The 15,048-nt window shown below is 51.2% G+C and carries 11 protein-coding genes; 10 read left to right on the top strand and 1 reads right to left on the bottom strand.

Translation table 11 applies throughout. The annotated features are described in order from the left end of the window. Positions 1-26: 26 nt before the first annotated feature. On the top strand, positions 27-1,118 hold the full coding sequence (locus tag AB4Z29_RS28705; protein WP_441946377.1) for a GerAB/ArcD/ProY family transporter: 1,092 nt from the start codon (positions 27-29) through the stop codon (positions 1,116-1,118). 18 nt (positions 1,119-1,136) lie between these two features. Here AB4Z29_RS28705 and AB4Z29_RS28700 read toward each other — a convergent pair whose 3' ends face one another. After that, complete coding sequence (locus tag AB4Z29_RS28700; protein ID WP_441946376.1) at positions 1,137-2,924, bottom strand: ABC transporter substrate-binding protein; 1,788 nt, start codon at positions 2,922-2,924, stop codon at positions 1,137-1,139. A 124-nt stretch (positions 2,925-3,048) separates the two neighbouring features. Here AB4Z29_RS28700 and AB4Z29_RS28695 point away from each other — a divergent pair, with 124 nt between their 5' ends. From AB4Z29_RS28695 to AB4Z29_RS28655, 9 genes are all read left to right on the top strand, one after another. Continuing rightward, positions 3,049-4,548, top strand: coding sequence for a DUF4153 domain-containing protein (locus AB4Z29_RS28695; protein ID WP_441946374.1), 1,500 nt, complete (start codon positions 3,049-3,051; stop codon positions 4,546-4,548). 186 nt (positions 4,549-4,734) lie between these two features. Then, positions 4,735-5,586, top strand: a complete 852-nt coding sequence (locus tag AB4Z29_RS28690) for a metallophosphoesterase (RefSeq protein ID WP_441946421.1) — start codon at positions 4,735-4,737, stop codon at positions 5,584-5,586. 84 nt (positions 5,587-5,670) lie between these two features. Then, on the top strand, positions 5,671-6,027 hold the full coding sequence (locus AB4Z29_RS28685; RefSeq protein WP_183564968.1) for a nucleotide excision repair endonuclease: 357 nt from the start codon (positions 5,671-5,673) through the stop codon (positions 6,025-6,027). Positions 6,028-6,621: 594 nt separating this feature from the next. After that, the gene (locus AB4Z29_RS28680) at positions 6,622-7,794 is read left to right on the top strand and encodes an epoxide hydrolase family protein (protein WP_441946373.1); all 1,173 of its coding nucleotides are present in this window, start codon (positions 6,622-6,624) and stop codon (positions 7,792-7,794) included. Positions 7,795-7,941: 147 nt separating this feature from the next. Next, the gene (locus tag AB4Z29_RS28675; RefSeq protein ID WP_441946372.1) at positions 7,942-8,865 is read left to right on the top strand and encodes a helix-turn-helix transcriptional regulator; all 924 of its coding nucleotides are present in this window, start codon (positions 7,942-7,944) and stop codon (positions 8,863-8,865) included. Positions 8,866-9,118: 253 nt separating this feature from the next. Further along, positions 9,119-10,273, top strand: coding sequence for a type III polyketide synthase (locus tag AB4Z29_RS28670; RefSeq protein ID WP_441946371.1), 1,155 nt, complete (start codon positions 9,119-9,121; stop codon positions 10,271-10,273). After that, positions 10,266-11,018: a methyltransferase domain-containing protein gene (locus tag AB4Z29_RS28665; protein WP_441946370.1), complete on the top strand. Its 753-nt coding sequence runs from the start codon at positions 10,266-10,268 to the stop codon at positions 11,016-11,018. Before AB4Z29_RS28670 ends, AB4Z29_RS28665 begins: the two co-directional genes overlap by 8 nt. Then, the gene (locus AB4Z29_RS28660) at positions 11,002-12,141 is read left to right on the top strand and encodes an NAD(P)/FAD-dependent oxidoreductase (RefSeq protein WP_441946369.1); all 1,140 of its coding nucleotides are present in this window, start codon (positions 11,002-11,004) and stop codon (positions 12,139-12,141) included. Before AB4Z29_RS28665 ends, AB4Z29_RS28660 begins: the two co-directional genes overlap by 17 nt. 30 nt (positions 12,142-12,171) lie before the next feature. Further along, positions 12,172-14,562 carry an MMPL family transporter gene (locus AB4Z29_RS28655; RefSeq protein WP_441946368.1) on the top strand — a complete coding sequence of 797 codons (2,391 nt, stop codon included), beginning with the start codon at positions 12,172-12,174 and terminating at the stop codon, positions 14,560-14,562. Positions 14,563-15,048: the final 486 nt, after the last annotated feature.

The following is a 15,048-nucleotide window of genomic DNA, read 5'->3' as shown; positions in this document are numbered from 1 at the left end:
AGCAGGCAGCGGAAAAGGAGTGGAGCATGGATAAACAGACGGTAAGCGCCTACCAGATGGGAGTACTGTTTTTTGTGTTTATGACAGGCTCTTCGATTATTAATATTCCCGGTCCGCTCATTGGCAAGGCGTACAATGGGGCTTGGCTTTCCTTGCTTATTTCGGGGGCGTTAGGCTTTCTGATCTTGGCCGGCATTCTTTATTTGAACAAACGATATCCGGGCATGACGTTCGTGGAATATAGCCGCCAGCTTATGGGATCAGCGCTCACGGCTGTTTTTTCCGTGTTAACGATATCTTTTTTACTCCAAATGCAGTCGGGCATTGTCAACGATGTCGGGCTGTTTATGGTGAGCTCCATGCTAAGGGAAACACCGATATATGCGTTTAACTTTCTGATCTTTGCCGTGTCGGCAGTTACCGTATGCGCAGGTCTGGAGGTCATGGCTCGGATGTTTACCTTGACGATGATTCTGACAGCGGCGTGCATTATCTTGGTTTTGGTTATCGCTTTGCCCGATTACGATCCCGCACAGCTGCTCCCCATTATGCCGAAAGGCATTAAACCAGTGCTGCATGGGGCTTATTTCACCTTCGGTTTTCCATATGTAGAAGTGTTTTTATTCGGGATGCTGCTTCCATTTGTGAACAAAGGCTCGGCAAGCAAGCTGCCTAAGACAATGGTAGTTGCGCTTGGCGTTAATATTATGGTGCTTTGCGTTTCTACCGTTTGTGCCATTATGATATTTGGAAGCTTCGCGGGAGAAATGTCCTATGTGCTGTTTTCTCTGGCGCGTGTCGTTGAATTCGAGGACATCGTGCAGCGGATCGAGTCGATTATCGGCATGTCGCTCATCCTGGGCTCTTATATGAAAACGTCCATCACGCTTTATGTGCTCAACCTGTTCATTAGTCAGCTATTTGGAATTACTAAGAGCCGCGCGCTCGTCATGCCGCTCGCACTAATCGGTTTTTTAATGGGGCTGGTCAGCGTGGACAGCGCGACGGATTGGGGACGGGTCGTCATGGCCGTGCACCCGGTCTGGTCGTTTACGGCATTCGTGCTTCCGCTGGTGCTGCTGTTGATCATCTCCATGTTTAAGAAGCCGAGCGTATAGGACAGCTCTCTCTCGATTTCAGGTGAACCAAATATCACGGAAGCGAACCCAGCCGAGCGATTCCAGAGAAATGCCGCGCACGGATGGATGAAAGGCGGTTTTCAAATGCTTTCGGTAGAGGAACAGTAGACTGTGCCTTTCTTTGAGCTGCTCCTCGATGTCCATGAACATGTTTGTCCGCAGGCTTCGGTCCATCTCGCTTTGAATGGCGCGAATGCGCTGCTCCAGCATGTCATGAACATCCGGCAGCGCATGCTGCTGCATGCTTTTGTACAGGTCGATCAGCCTAAGCTCTCGATGCTCGTCCAGCATGATGGCGAAGAGCAGCAGATCGGCTGACATCCGTGCGGAGCCTTTGAACTGCTCGGCAGGAATAAGGCTGATTTCCAGCGGAATGCCGGACCGTTCACATACCTGCCTGATGATATCGGCATCGGCTGCATATTGCGGTATGGTTGCGAGCACTAGGCGTTCGCCTTTATACCCGGAGCTTGCCAGTTCGCGCTTAATCGTTGCAAGATCCGCTTCGGCATACTGCTGCAGCGGGTTTTCTTCCAAATCCGGCCAGAAGCTGTTCACGCCCTCAATAACGTCTCCCGACAACAGCTTTAGCAGCTCGCTCCGTTCAATCGCTTGGTCCACCGCGGCCATAATCGCCGAATTTGCGAGCAAGCCTTTCTTCTGCTCATTCACCGTAATGAATTTGCAAGTCATGCCTGATTGCCTGACCTGCTGCCAGCGTTCGGCTGCCATATCCGAGAGCCGTGCATTATGCATGATCTGGAAAGATTGCAGCTCAGCCTGATTCTCCCGCGTCGCCTCCTCCGCAACTGTCCATACCTCCACCCGATCCAGAAAGGCTCTTCCTTGAAAATAAGCGGCAAAAGCTTCTAAAATCCAAACGCCTTGTTCGTTGCCGGCAAGCCGGAACGGGCCGGTTCCAATCGGTTTGCTGCCGAATTGCTCGCCTGCAGCCGTGCAGGCATCCTGCGGGACGATGGATGCGCGGTTAGTGGTGAGAAATGCAAGAAAAGCTTCGTTCGGCTCAGCCAGCTGAATGCGGATCGTCGTGTCATCCGGCGTATCCATGGCAACGATAGCGGAGTATACCCAGCTGTATAGACCAAGTGGCGCAAGCTGTTTGAGCCGCTCAAGCGAATATTTGACGTCGGAGGAATCGAGCTCTCTTCCATGGTGGAACAACACCCCCTTGCGCAAATAAAAGGTCCACCTCGTACGGGTGGCGTCCACTTCCCACGCATGCGCCAGCTGCGGCAAGATCTGCTCACCTCGCGGATCGATGCGGACGAGCCCATCAAAGAGCTGATTGACGAGATGCGACTCGCCTGTATAATGGATCGCTGCCGGATCTAACGAGTAAATCGCCTGCGGCAGCGGAAACCGTAAAATATCGGTACGCCGTTTGCCCTGTACCTCGGAATGGAAACCGAACTGCCCGGAAAGCCATTCCTGAAACTTATCGCGTACGAGCGGAGATTCCTCATTCTGCTGGAGCAGCGCAAGCGCAGCGTTAAGATCCTGCTTTTGCATCATCTCCTGAGCCTCCTGAAGGGCGACCTGTTCCTTGCTCAGAAGGAAGGAGAGCGAGGAGCGATTGCCCCGTCCTCGTTTGGGCTCCCACACCAGCCACTCCTCCTGCTGCATGCGCTTCAGAAGAAGCACCATATTTCGATGTGTGCAATCAAGCAAATTCGCAAGCTCTTGCGTTGTTACTTCAAAGGGTGAATGCTCTTGTATGTTAGGAAAGGCACGCCTTATCGTTAAATAATGTCTGCGTATTTTCATGCAAAAGACTCCCTTGTTAAAATATGAAATTATCCAGTTATAACTTACACTTTTTGTTCTTGTTTTCTAGGTTACAATAAAAGGAGGAAATTAACAAATCGAGATTAAAGATGGAGAGTGCGACATGAGAGATCCGGCGCCATGGCAAAAAAAGTATGATCATATGCTTGTCCTTGCCCTTTTGTTCGGTCTAATGAGTCAGTATTTATTCGTAGGAGCGGCTGCGGGTGTTTCGGCTGTTTTATTTGTTGGAGGCTTTTACGGCTTGTTTTTCTATTCCATAAAAGGCCGCATGGGCGGTTTCGAGAAATGGCAGGGGCAGGTCCGCTCAGGCTGGCTGCTGTTTATTCCAATCATTTTGCTGACACTGACATATGTGCTATATAATAATTTGCTGTTCCGGCAGCTTAATCTATTCGCATTATTCGGTTTGATTACTGCTCAAACGGTGCTTCTGACCAGCAGCAGCGTCAAGCCGTGGTACAGTGGGATATTTTATACGGAGCTGTTATTTCTAGCTCTCATTAAGCCGTTTGCGTTTGTTAAGGTGCCCTTCAGTATTCTGAATGACAGGTGGAGAGGAACGGAAGAGAAAAAGACGAGGAGCAAGCTCGGCAGAGTTATGATGGGTCTGCTGCTGGCGGCACCGATTCTAATCGTTGTGATCGCTTTGCTGGCTTCGGCAGACGAAATCTTTTTGTCTTGGCTGCTGGAGATTCCTGGAGTCATAACTAAGTTTTCGCTGGGGAATGCGATTTGGCGGCTGATCGTTGCGGTCTTTTTCAGTTTCTATGCTTTCTGCTACATATGGGGATTGCTTTTCAGTAAAGCCATCGATACGACTGAGACAGCGGCTGTGAATCCGCAGGCAGCGGTGCTTAAACCTAGCGGACGTATTGAAATGGATCCAATCACCGCTGGAACGCTTCTGATTAGCATTAATCTGGTTTATATCTTGTTCGTTTTCATCCAGTTTTCGTATCTGTTCGGAGCGGCGAACGGCATGCTGCCGGAAGGCTCCGCGTATGCCGAGTATGCGCGCAGAGGCTTCTCGGAGCTCATCATGGTTTCTCTAATCAACATCATACTGCTGATGTGCGGGCTTCATTTGGTTAGGCGCGGCAGTGCCGCTGCGGAATGGATGCGCAAGCTGTCGCTTAGTGTGCTGATTGGATGTACGATCATTATGCTTGTGTCGGCTTACAGCAGGCTATCCATGTATGAGGAAGCCTATGGCTTCACTCAGACGAGACTGCTCGTTCATGGCTTCATGCTGTTTTTAGGCGTGCTGCTTGCTATAGCAATGCTTCGGATATGGAAAGAGCATTTCTCAATGGGCAAGGCTTATATTTACGTAACCATTACTGCATTTGTCCTGATGAATTGTATAAACCTGGATGCACGTATCGCCGCCAATAACGGTGATCGTTACGAACGTACGGGCAGCATTGATATGGCTTATCTGAGTACGTTGTCGACGGACGCGGTACCGGCGCTTCGGAAGCTGCAAGCGGAACAACCGCAGCTCGAGCAGCTTGGCGCCGTCATCGACAAGCTGCAAGAGAAGTCGCAGCGGCATAGTAAATGGCAGTCGTGGAGCGTATCGAAGCAGCGGGCGAAGTAGAGCTGTTGTTCGCTCTACTGCTGCGTTTGACCCGTCATACAAATCGGGTTATAGTCGATGACAGAAGCTTGTTTAATCGCATTCAATGCTATAGGAGAGCTAAGTTATTGATGCCATGAATGATTTGCTGGATAAATCATTAAAGTTGCGAATAGATGAGAAGTAAGGAGTTCGGTAGGGATGCGAATGACCAAAAAACGTTTGTTGGTGCTTATGCCTATTCTGATTGCGGCAGTCATTGTGTTTCTTTATTATGAGAACAACGCGATTGGCATTACGGAGTATCGGCTTGGCTCTGACAAGCTGCCGGGTGGATTTGAATCTTACCGCATCGTGCAGCTGACTGACCTGCACAGCAAGTCATTCGGCAAGGATCAAAGCACAATTACGCGCAAGGTAAAGAAGCTAAAGCCCGATCTTATTGTAATGACGGGTGATTTGGTCGACAGCAAACGGTACAATGCTGTAGTTAGCCTGATGCTCATGCGCAGAATGACCGAAATCGCGCCTGTGTATTATGTCACGGGAAACCATGAGTGGGGCTCTAGATTCCCTGCGCTGGCCAAAGGTCTGCGGGAGCTTGGCGTTCATGTTATGCGCAACGAGAGCGAGACCATAAAGCTGGGAGACGGAGAAATTCGTATAGTCGGCGTGGATGATCCGACCTTTAATCACGATGCGTATGATGATGTGAGCCGAATCAAAGAGCATATTGCGGTTGCGCTTGAGGACGTTGACCAATCGCAAGCATCCTATACGATATTATTGTCTCACCGTCCGGAGCTCTTCGCGGAATACGCGAAGCAGGACTTTGATTTGACCTTCTCCGGCCATGCCCATGGCGGGCAGGTTCGGTTGCCGTTTCTTGGCGGTCTGGTCGCGCCCGGACAAGGCTTTCTGCCAAAGTATGACGGCGGCAAATATACGGAAGGCGGTTCTACGATGATCGTAAGCCGGGGGCTGGGGAACAGCATTATTCCGCAGCGTCTGTTTAACCGGCCGGAGGTTGTGCTGGTTGAGCTAGCCCGTGCAGATTAATCGATAATATGAGCCTGCGGAATGGTTTTCGCTTGCATGATGTGGTAAGCTTTAGTCCTATATTGAATGAGGACGTGAGTGACCGTGATCAGTATTACCATTCCAACGCCGGATGTATCCATTACGAAGCAAAGCAATCCCCAGTTAAGCCATATTTATGGCTTTACGGATTTCATCCAAATCCCGCGGGATAAGGGCGGATTTTTTATGTTTTACAATGCCAAGGACGAGCTGTTGTTTGTCGGAAAGGCAAGAAAGCTTAGACCGAGAATCAAGAAGCATTTCGAGGATACCGTTTCGGTGATGAAGAACTACCGCGATGAAGTGACCAAGATTGAGGTTTGCATCAATGAAGATCCAGTTGAACGGGAAATTTATGAAACCTATATTCTAAACAAGCTCAAAGCAAAGTATAACGTGGAAAAGGTGTTGTACAAATAACGCAAGCACAATATGACTGAAGCATTCGGTTACGGAAGGAGTCTAAGGACTCTTTCGGCATATCGGATGCTTTTTTTATAGGAGTCGGTCTACGTTTTTTTTTGCCGGTTTAAATGTACGCTTTATCACTTGAATGGTCAAATCAATACGAAACTGAAAATATGGCCGGGTTTACATTAATGTGAAAAAGCTAAATGCTTTCAATGCAAGAGATGATACTTCGAATATAAGAGATGATTCTTCGATTGTTAATGATTCTATGGCTGAACCGTTAGCCTTAGGGAAGGCCCGTATTTTATTTTGGCAGACATGCGCCGGAAAGGGCTCCATGACAGTCAATCTGCGGCTGCGCCGTTTATTAAATCGGATATCGTCGTTAAGGTTGTTGGGAGGAAGCGAATAAAAAACAAAAGGAAAACGATAAGTTAAGGCAGTCTGCGGCGGCAGACTGCTTCTTTATGTCCTGAAACACTGTGAACAAAAAGGTTTAATGCGGCGTTTAACCCTGACATAATGCTGTCAGGGTGGAAGGCTTAATATTAGAAATGTAAAGGAAAGCAACGAAGCAACCCCAAATCCGAGGAGGCTATTCCAATGACAACTTCTAAAAACAACCTGATTGCTAACGCTATAGTTACTGAGATTTACCCTTTTCAAATTACGATTCCACAGGCGGATCTTGATGATCTGCGTAATCGCTTAGCGAATTCGCGCTGGCCGAAGGCAAGGCAGGAGGCAGGGTGGAAATATGGGGTTTCGTCGGACTATGTGAAGGAACTGGCTGAGTATTGGATGAACGAATATGACTGGCGCAAGCATGAGGCCCGGTTAAATGAGATTCCGCAATTCACGACTGCGATTGACGGTGCCAACATCCATTTCATGCATGTACGCTCGCCTGAGCCTAATGCAATGCCGCTTCTGCTCACGCACGGCTGGCCAAGCTCGATTGTCGAGTTCTGGGATCTGATCGGCCCGCTTAGCAATCCCCGCGCGCATGGCGGCGATCCAGCGAATGCCTTCCATCTTGTTATTCCATCGGTGCCGGGCTTTGGTTTCTCAGGCCCAGAGCTGGATGTAGGCTGGAACATTCCCCGCATTGCAAAAGCATGGACGGAGCTCATGAGTCGTCTGGGCTACGAGAAATATGGCTCGCACGGCAGTGATTGCGGCGCGCTTGTGTCCCGCGAGTTGGGCATCCAAAAGCCGGAGGGACTGGTCGCCATTCAAGTGCTGCAGCTGTTCTCCTTCCCATCGGGTGATCCGTCCGAAATGGTGGATCTATCCGAGGACGATCTGAGTCGCCTGCGGTTTCTGGCTAATTTCCATGAGCGCGCCGGGTATAATGCGATACAGCAGACCCGTCCGCAGACGCTCGCTTACGGGCTGGCGGATTCGCCAGCCGGCCAGCTAGCTTGGATCGCGGAGCTGTTCAATGGCTTCGGCGACCATATCGATTTCATCGATCGCGACGCGCTTTTGACGAATGTGATGATCTACTGGCTGACGAACACGGCGGAATCCTCTGCACGGCTATATTACGAGAATGCCCATCAGCAGGAGCCGTCCTCGCAAGCTGTGAACACGACGCCAACTGGAGTATCCGTATTCGGCCATGATTTCAAATCAATGAAGCGTTTCGCGAATCGTGACAATACGAATATCGTACAATGGTCGGAGTTTAAGCGGGGTACTCATTTTGCGGCTCTGGACGCACCTGATTTGCTCGTTCCCGAGCTTCAAGACTTCTTTCGCCGCTATCGATAAATGAATCGAGGCAGGGTATAGGCAGGTTAGCGTAGAAATATAGATTTGTATTCGTGTAGAAATATAGATTTGAAATCGAAATGGAATAGCATTAAATGAAAATCAAATCGAACAGGCAGAATAAATCAATCCGGAGGAGAGCCTCGAATGAAGCTGGACCGTTTGCTCGCCATCACGATGGCATTGCTGAATCAAACCCGCGTAAGTGCGACCGAGCTGGCTGAGCGCTTCGAGGTTTCCTTGCGTACCATATATCGGGACATGGAAGCCATTAATCAGGCTGGCATTCCAATCGTGTCCTTCGCCGGCTCAGACGGGGGGTATGAAATGATGCCCGGTTACCGGATCGAAAAGCAAATGTTATCCTTGGATGATTTTACGGCAATTTGCTCCGCGCTGCGCGGTGCGAAGTCGGCGACAGGCAGCTCCGATATAAACGGTTTGCTGGAGCGGGTGGGCGCGCTAATGCCGAAATCGGTAAGCTCAAACGCTTCCGTACCAATCGATATGGATTTTCAGCCGGTTCCGAACGATAAAGAGAAGATTGAGCCTCTTCATACAGCCATCAGAGCGCTTAGGCTGGTTCACTTCAGCTACCTGGACAGCAAAGGACAGGAAACGGAGCGGATGATTGAACCGATGGGGCTTTTCCTCAAAGGTTATGTATGGTATTTGTACGGCTATTGCCTGACGAGAGCGGACATCCGCGTATTCAGACTTTCCCGCATTCTTCATTTACAGAGCTTGTCCGAAACCTTTGTGAGACGAAACTACACGCTGCAGGATGTTGAACAGCAGTTTATGGGGCAGGCGAATTTCCAAAAGGTGAGAGCGGTGCTGCGCTTCCAGCCGGCAGTGCGGACGAGGGTGAGGGATGAATTCGGCTTTGACGAGGTAACGGATCATCCGGATGGGACGATGTCTGTTATCGCTCACTACTCCTCGGCGGAGCGTGCGGTTCGCAATATTTTGAGCTATAGCAGCCATGTGACGGTGCTTGAGCCTTCGGAATTAGTGGAGGAGCTGATTCGTCATATTACGAATATGGCACGTAACTATCGAATAAACTAATCGTCCAGCAGGACAAAAAGAGACCCACAGCATACGGTGCTGTGGGTCTTCACTATATATATTACAAAAGGGGGTTGTTTTTATTATAGGCGGTCTTCATTAAAACGAGATGAAAATTAGATTTCATGTTTATTACAAATGTTTGGAAATGGTTGTCATATTCAGATACATATATGGAAGAACCGGCGAATAGACTGGTCTAAAGCGTGTGACTTGTCCATCATTTATGCCGGAGAGGATGAAAAAGGAACATATGAAGCAGCCACAATCGAATATTGCGATTATTGGAATAGGAACGGCCGTACCTCCTTATTTGGTCGATCAGGCCGATACAGCCCGGAGGCTGACCGATGCGTTAATCGATAAGCCGGACTCTGCCCGCTGGGGCAGGCGGATTTTCAAGCAATGCGGCGTACAGAGCCGCTATACGTGCGAGCCGAATTTGCTCGCGGAGGCTGCCGAGTGCCGCTACCTGCCAAGCTCGTCCGCCGATAAAGCGCCCTCGACTGCTGAGCGAATGGGTATCTACAAACGGGAGTCGGTCCCGCTCGCCCTGCAAGCGGCCAGGCAGGCCTTGGCAGATGGGGAGGTTGATCCGGCTGATGTCACGCATCTGATAACGGTTAGCTGCACGGGTCAATTTCTGCCTGGGCTCGATGCCGCTCTAGTTCATCAATTAGGCTTGCCGCCTGCCATAACCCGCATTCCGCTTAATTTTCTAGGGTGTGCTGCCGGGCTTAAAGCGATCGGATTGTCCCGTCAAATCGTCCTAAGTGATACTGCCGCTCAAGTATTGATCGTTTGCGTCGAGCTGTGTACGCTGCATATTCAGCCCTCGGGCGATAAAGAGTCGCTGTTTGCCGCTTCTTTTTTTGGCGACGGGGCATCGGCTTGTCTGGTTGGGTCAACGAAGCCGCATGTTAAGCCTATATTTACGCTTGGTCAGGAGAGGTCGATTCTGCTACCGGACTGCGCGGATGAAATGGTATGGGAGGTTGGCAACCATGGCTTTGACCTGTACTTGTCTCCGAGTATTCCGAAGCTGATTGGGGAGCATATCCCGCCCGAGGTAGAGCTTCTTTGCGGTGATGAGGAGCCTGAACTGTGGGCAATTCATCCGGGAGGCAAGGGCATTATCGATATTTTGCAAAACAAATTCGAGCTTACGGATGAACAAATCTCGCATAGTCTCGGTGTGCTGCGTGACTATGGCAACGTGTCGTCCGCGACGATTCTGTTCGTGCTGAACGCAATGAGGCAGCATCTTCATGAAAGCGGATCGGAGGCGGTCACTGGCATCGCGCTGGCTTTCGGTCCGGGACTCACTGCCGAAATGATCAAGATCGCTTATGTGCCTGCCTCTCTGGCGGGGGATGAGCAGCGGAAGACGGATGGAGCTTATGTCTAGAGAACTGCGCAGCCGTTCGACTGCTGAGGAGTTGATGGATGATTTCTCGCAAGGAGGGCCAGAGCTAAGCGAGGCGCTTCGCCATTTACGAAGGCTGAACCGAATCTTTTCGGCAGCCGCGCCTACTCTTTATGGCGTAAAGCAGCTATGGGCGCAAGCAGGCAAGCCGCGAAGCTTGTCCATTCTGGATGTTGGCGCCGGCTCGGGGGACGTGAACAGGCAGCTGTTGAAATGGGCGGATAAACAAGGCATTGCTCTTGCCGTCGAGCTTGTTGATTTAACCGAGGAGGCTTGCTCGGAGGCGCGTCGTTATTACGAAGGTGAGCCTCGAATCAAGGTTGTGCGAAGCGATTTGTTTGGCTTGCCGGAGGGAAGGGCGGACATCGTGACCGCGACGCAATTTCTTCATCATTTTGACGAGGGCGAGCTTCCCCGCGCAGCTCGCTGCATGCTGAGAGCCTCGAGGCTCGGCGTCGTTATTAATGATATCCATCGACATTGGCTGGCTTGGGCCGCCGTATGGCTGACGGCGCGGCTTCTTTCTTCCAACCGTTATATTGTCCATGACGGGCCTTTATCGGTGGCGAAGGGCTTTCGCGCTGAAGATTGGAAGAAGCTCGGGCAAGAGCTTGGCATACCGGACAAATATTACAGCTGGAGACCGTTATTTCGATTTGCGGCTGTCATAGGCAAGAATCAGGCAAGCAGAGGTGATGGAGCTGAGCGAAATGACGAGAATGTATGACGCAGCCGTGCTTGGAGCAGGCCTTGCGGGCAGCAGCTTAGCCAAATCGCTTGCTGGGCAGGGATGGGACACGCTGCTGCTTGATCGTAAGCCATTCCCGAGACATAAGGTGTGCGGGGAATTTCTGTCTCCAGAATCGCAAAGCACGCTGGATGCGGTAGGGCTAGGTAATACCATCTTTGCTTTGGACCCGGTCAGGATCAGTCTCATACGGCTTATATTCGAGAATGGTGCCGAGCTGGAGATCCCTCTTCCCGGACCCGCTTTAGGACTAAGCCGCTACTCGCTCGATTCGGCTCTTCATCATGCTGCTGAGCAGGCTGGCGCCAGCCTTTGGACGGCAACGACCGTTACGGCCATTCGCTCAGCGAAGCACGGCTTTAGTGTAGACATTAAGCAAAATGGGCAAAGCGGCACGGTGGAAGCAAGGACTGTTATTGCGGCATGGGGGGCGAACGGCCATGCGGGTCTGCCCGGCTATCGCCAGCAGGATTCCTCGAAGCCTTCTTATATCGGCGTCAAATCCCATTTCCGTGCGCTTGCGCTGGAGCCTGTCATTGAGCTGTATTTTTTCAGGGGCGGATACATGGGAATATGTCCAGTCGAAGGTGGCATCTTAAACGTCTCGGCGCTGCTGCGGCGAGATGCATTCTCGCCTGCAGGCCAATCGGTGCTTTCAATGATAAAAGCCGCAGCCAGGCGCAATCCGAGACTGAACCGTAAGCTTGCGCTCGCTGAAGCAGTGCCCGGAACGCAGGCAGCGGTAGCTCCCGTTCAATTGAGCCGAAAGCTGGCGACATGGGAGGGTCTGCCGCTGCTTGGCGATTCTGCTGCGATGATCCCGCCGCTTTGCGGGGACGGTATGTCGATGGCGCTCCGATCTGCCTCGATTTGCGCCCCGCTTGCGGACCGCTGCTTGCGCGGCGAGCTTTCTGCGGCAGAGTGGGAGCAAGCTTATTCGCGTTCGATTCGCAAAGCATTCAAGGGACCGCTGCAATGGGGACGATTTCTGCAAGGTCTGCTTAGCATGCCGAGTGCGGAGAGCTGGCTGCCCCATGCCGCAAAACTGGCTCCCGCATTAACGCGGCATATCGTGCAGGCCACCCGATTGAAGCCGTTATAGGACAAGCGTGATGCAGAAGGGAGCAGACCAATGGGAATCGTTCGTTTCGCGTTTTTTTCCTTCCATTTCCCCAAAACGATGCTCCTGTTCTGGTCCGTCCTCCTTATCTTCGGAGGCTTCTATGCATGTAAGCTCGATGAAGTGGTGCAGGATCATGGCTTGTACCCGGATAGTGGCGTCTTTGCGCAGGTTGAACAAGCGCTGGCAAAGGATTTTAACCAGGCAGCTGCGCCAATCATCCTAGTGTTTGAGAAGGAGGATAAGATTGCAGCATCTCGGTTTAATTGGTTTATTGAGCAAACGCTGTACCGGCTAGCGGGAATCGACGGCTTGCAGGAGATGGTTTCTCCGCTTAAGCATCGCGAGATGGCCAAAGGGAATTACGCCTATGCGATTCTGGATTTCTCGAAGCCGGCCAACCGGATGGCGGCTGTGCTGGAGCAGCTGGAAGACCGGCTCCCGAGTTACGAAGGCATTTCGGTGAAGGCGACGGGCAAAGCGGTCGTGCAGGCGGACGTGAACAAAGCCAGCCATCGTGATTTGGTCAGAGCTGAGGCAGTTGGCATTCCGCTTGCATTCGCTGTGTTATGGTTCCTATTCAGAAAAAAAGCGACTGCGCTGCTTCCGATCGTTATCGGGGTGTCAGCGGTGATCGTTGCGATGGGAATCATGTACGGCATAGGGACAAGGCTTTATTTGTCCAACTTTGTCCTCAATGTCATTCCGATGGTGGGACTTGCATTAAGTATCGATTTCGCACTTATGCTGATCAGCCGTTTCCGCAAGGAGCTGCTGGAAGGGATTGTTCCTGCGGAGGCGTTAGAGAAAACGATGAGAACGGCGGGAAGGGCAGTCTTTGTGTCGGCGGCGTGCGTATTTCTGGGCCTGCTAAGCTTCATATGGATTCCGCTCCCGATGTTTTCCTCTATCGCGGTCAGTGCGATGACCGTCGTAGCTATATCCTTGCTGGCGGCTTTTACGCTGCTGCCCGCTTTGCTCGCACTAAGCGCGCCATCGCTTCTGGTAGGAGGACAGTCACGTGGCAAGGCAAGCTCGCTTCTGGCAGGAGGACAGTCACGTGGCAAGGCAAGCTCGCTTCTGGCAGGAGGACAGTCACGTGGCAAGGCAAGCTCGATTCTGGCAGGAGGACAGTCACGTGGCAAGGCAAGCTCGCTTCTGGCAGGAGGACAGTCACGTGGCAAGGCGAGCTCGCTTCTGGGAGGAGGACAGTCACGTGGCAAGGAGAGCTCGATTCTGACAGGAGGACAGTCACATCGCAAAGCAAACGGCTATGCGGGCTTTGTGGATATGCTCTCCCGTTTCGTAATGCGAAGACCGGCAATAACTTGTTTATTTGCAGGTAGCATATTGTTGCTTGGCTTATATCCTTTAGGTACGATGCAAGTGGCTATTCCAGATGAAGGCTCCTTGCCGCGAACGTCGGATTCCCGTGCAGCAGCGGAGTCATTTAAGACGGTTTTCGATCAATCGGCTGCATCTAACATCATCATTCTGGTGGAAGGCAAACGCCTGTTTCTTCAGCTTTCGGATTGGAATGCTGCGTACGGGCTTGTGAATCAATTGCAGAAGGATCATGCCGTAATCAAGGTAGATTCGATTTTCTCACGGACGGGGCTCTCTCCTAAGCAATTGTTTGAGGAGGTTGCGAATCCGCTGCAAAGCCGTAAGTATGGGGCTTTGCTGGAACCTTTTTTGAACGGGGATCGGATGCTGCTGCATGTTGCTTTAGCTCAGGATTCTTCTATGGAAGAAGCCGTACGGTGGGTGAAGAAATGGGAGGGAAGAGATTGGATATCGACGCTGGCTTTCAAGGTTGGTGGTGAGGCTAAATACCAGCAGGAGGTGTTCGATCGGGTACTGGGAAGCTTAGGATACGTGCTTACCTTCATCCTGTTATCGAATTTTATCGTGCTGCTCATCGCCTTTCGATCCGTTCTGGTCGCGGTCAAAACGATTCTGCTCAATCTGCTGAGCATGGGAGCGGCATTTGGCGTGCTTGCTATTATTTTTAGCAGAGGCAGCTTTGGCATAGAACCCAGCAGCATCGCGATCATGATTCCGGTTTTTATTTTCGGACTCGTATTCGGCATCAGCATGGACTACGGCGTGTTTCTCGTATCGCGGATTAGGGAGGAATATGAGCGTACGGGCAATAACGAGCAAGCAGTGCGCGTAGGGCTGGCTTCCGTCAGCGGTGTCATTGCTTCAGCGGCTGCTATTATGATTGCGGTGACGCTCCCCTTTGCGCTTGGCGAGGTTGCGGGGGTGAAGCAGCTTGGTATCGGCATCGCAACAGCGATTTTTATTGACGCGACGATCGTTCGGTTGCTGCTTGTGCCTTCCTTGATGGTGATGCTTGGCCGATGGAACTGGTGGATACCGAGATGGCTAAGGCGCTAATATCATCAGCTTAATTCCAAATAAATCCACTATTTTTCATGCAATAGAAACCTGACATGGCAGCCGACTGGGGGAGGCTACGATGTACATAGTGCAACAGAATCGCGTTTATGAGCGAATAATCGCAGGAAATGAGGCATTCTGTTGCAGAAACTACAACGTAGCAAGAGAGAGGTTACTTAAACGACGAGTAGAGTGTACAAAGTGCAGCGTAGCTTGGTCTCGCTAAGTGGATAATCATGTTGCAGGGTAGCTTGGTCTMGCGTATGGTGAACAGTCCTATTGCAACGTAGCTTTTTCCTACRTAGGGCGAAAAGGCACAATTCACTCACCAATCGATTGTAGTATGTAGCGTACATTGCAATTCATGCAATAGAAACCTGACATGGCAGCCGACTGGGGAGGCTACGTTGTACAAAGTGCAGCAGAATCGCGTTTATGAGCGAATAATCGCTGTAAATGAGGCATTCTGTTGCAGAAACTACA

Origin of the sequence: Paenibacillus sp. 2TAB23 (assembly GCF_052115165.1) — a bacterium.
Classification (GTDB): Bacteria; Bacillota; Bacilli; order Paenibacillales; family Paenibacillaceae; genus Pristimantibacillus.
Note: the sequence above shows the minus strand (reverse complement) of the source record. Positions and strands in the feature narration are given on the sequence as shown.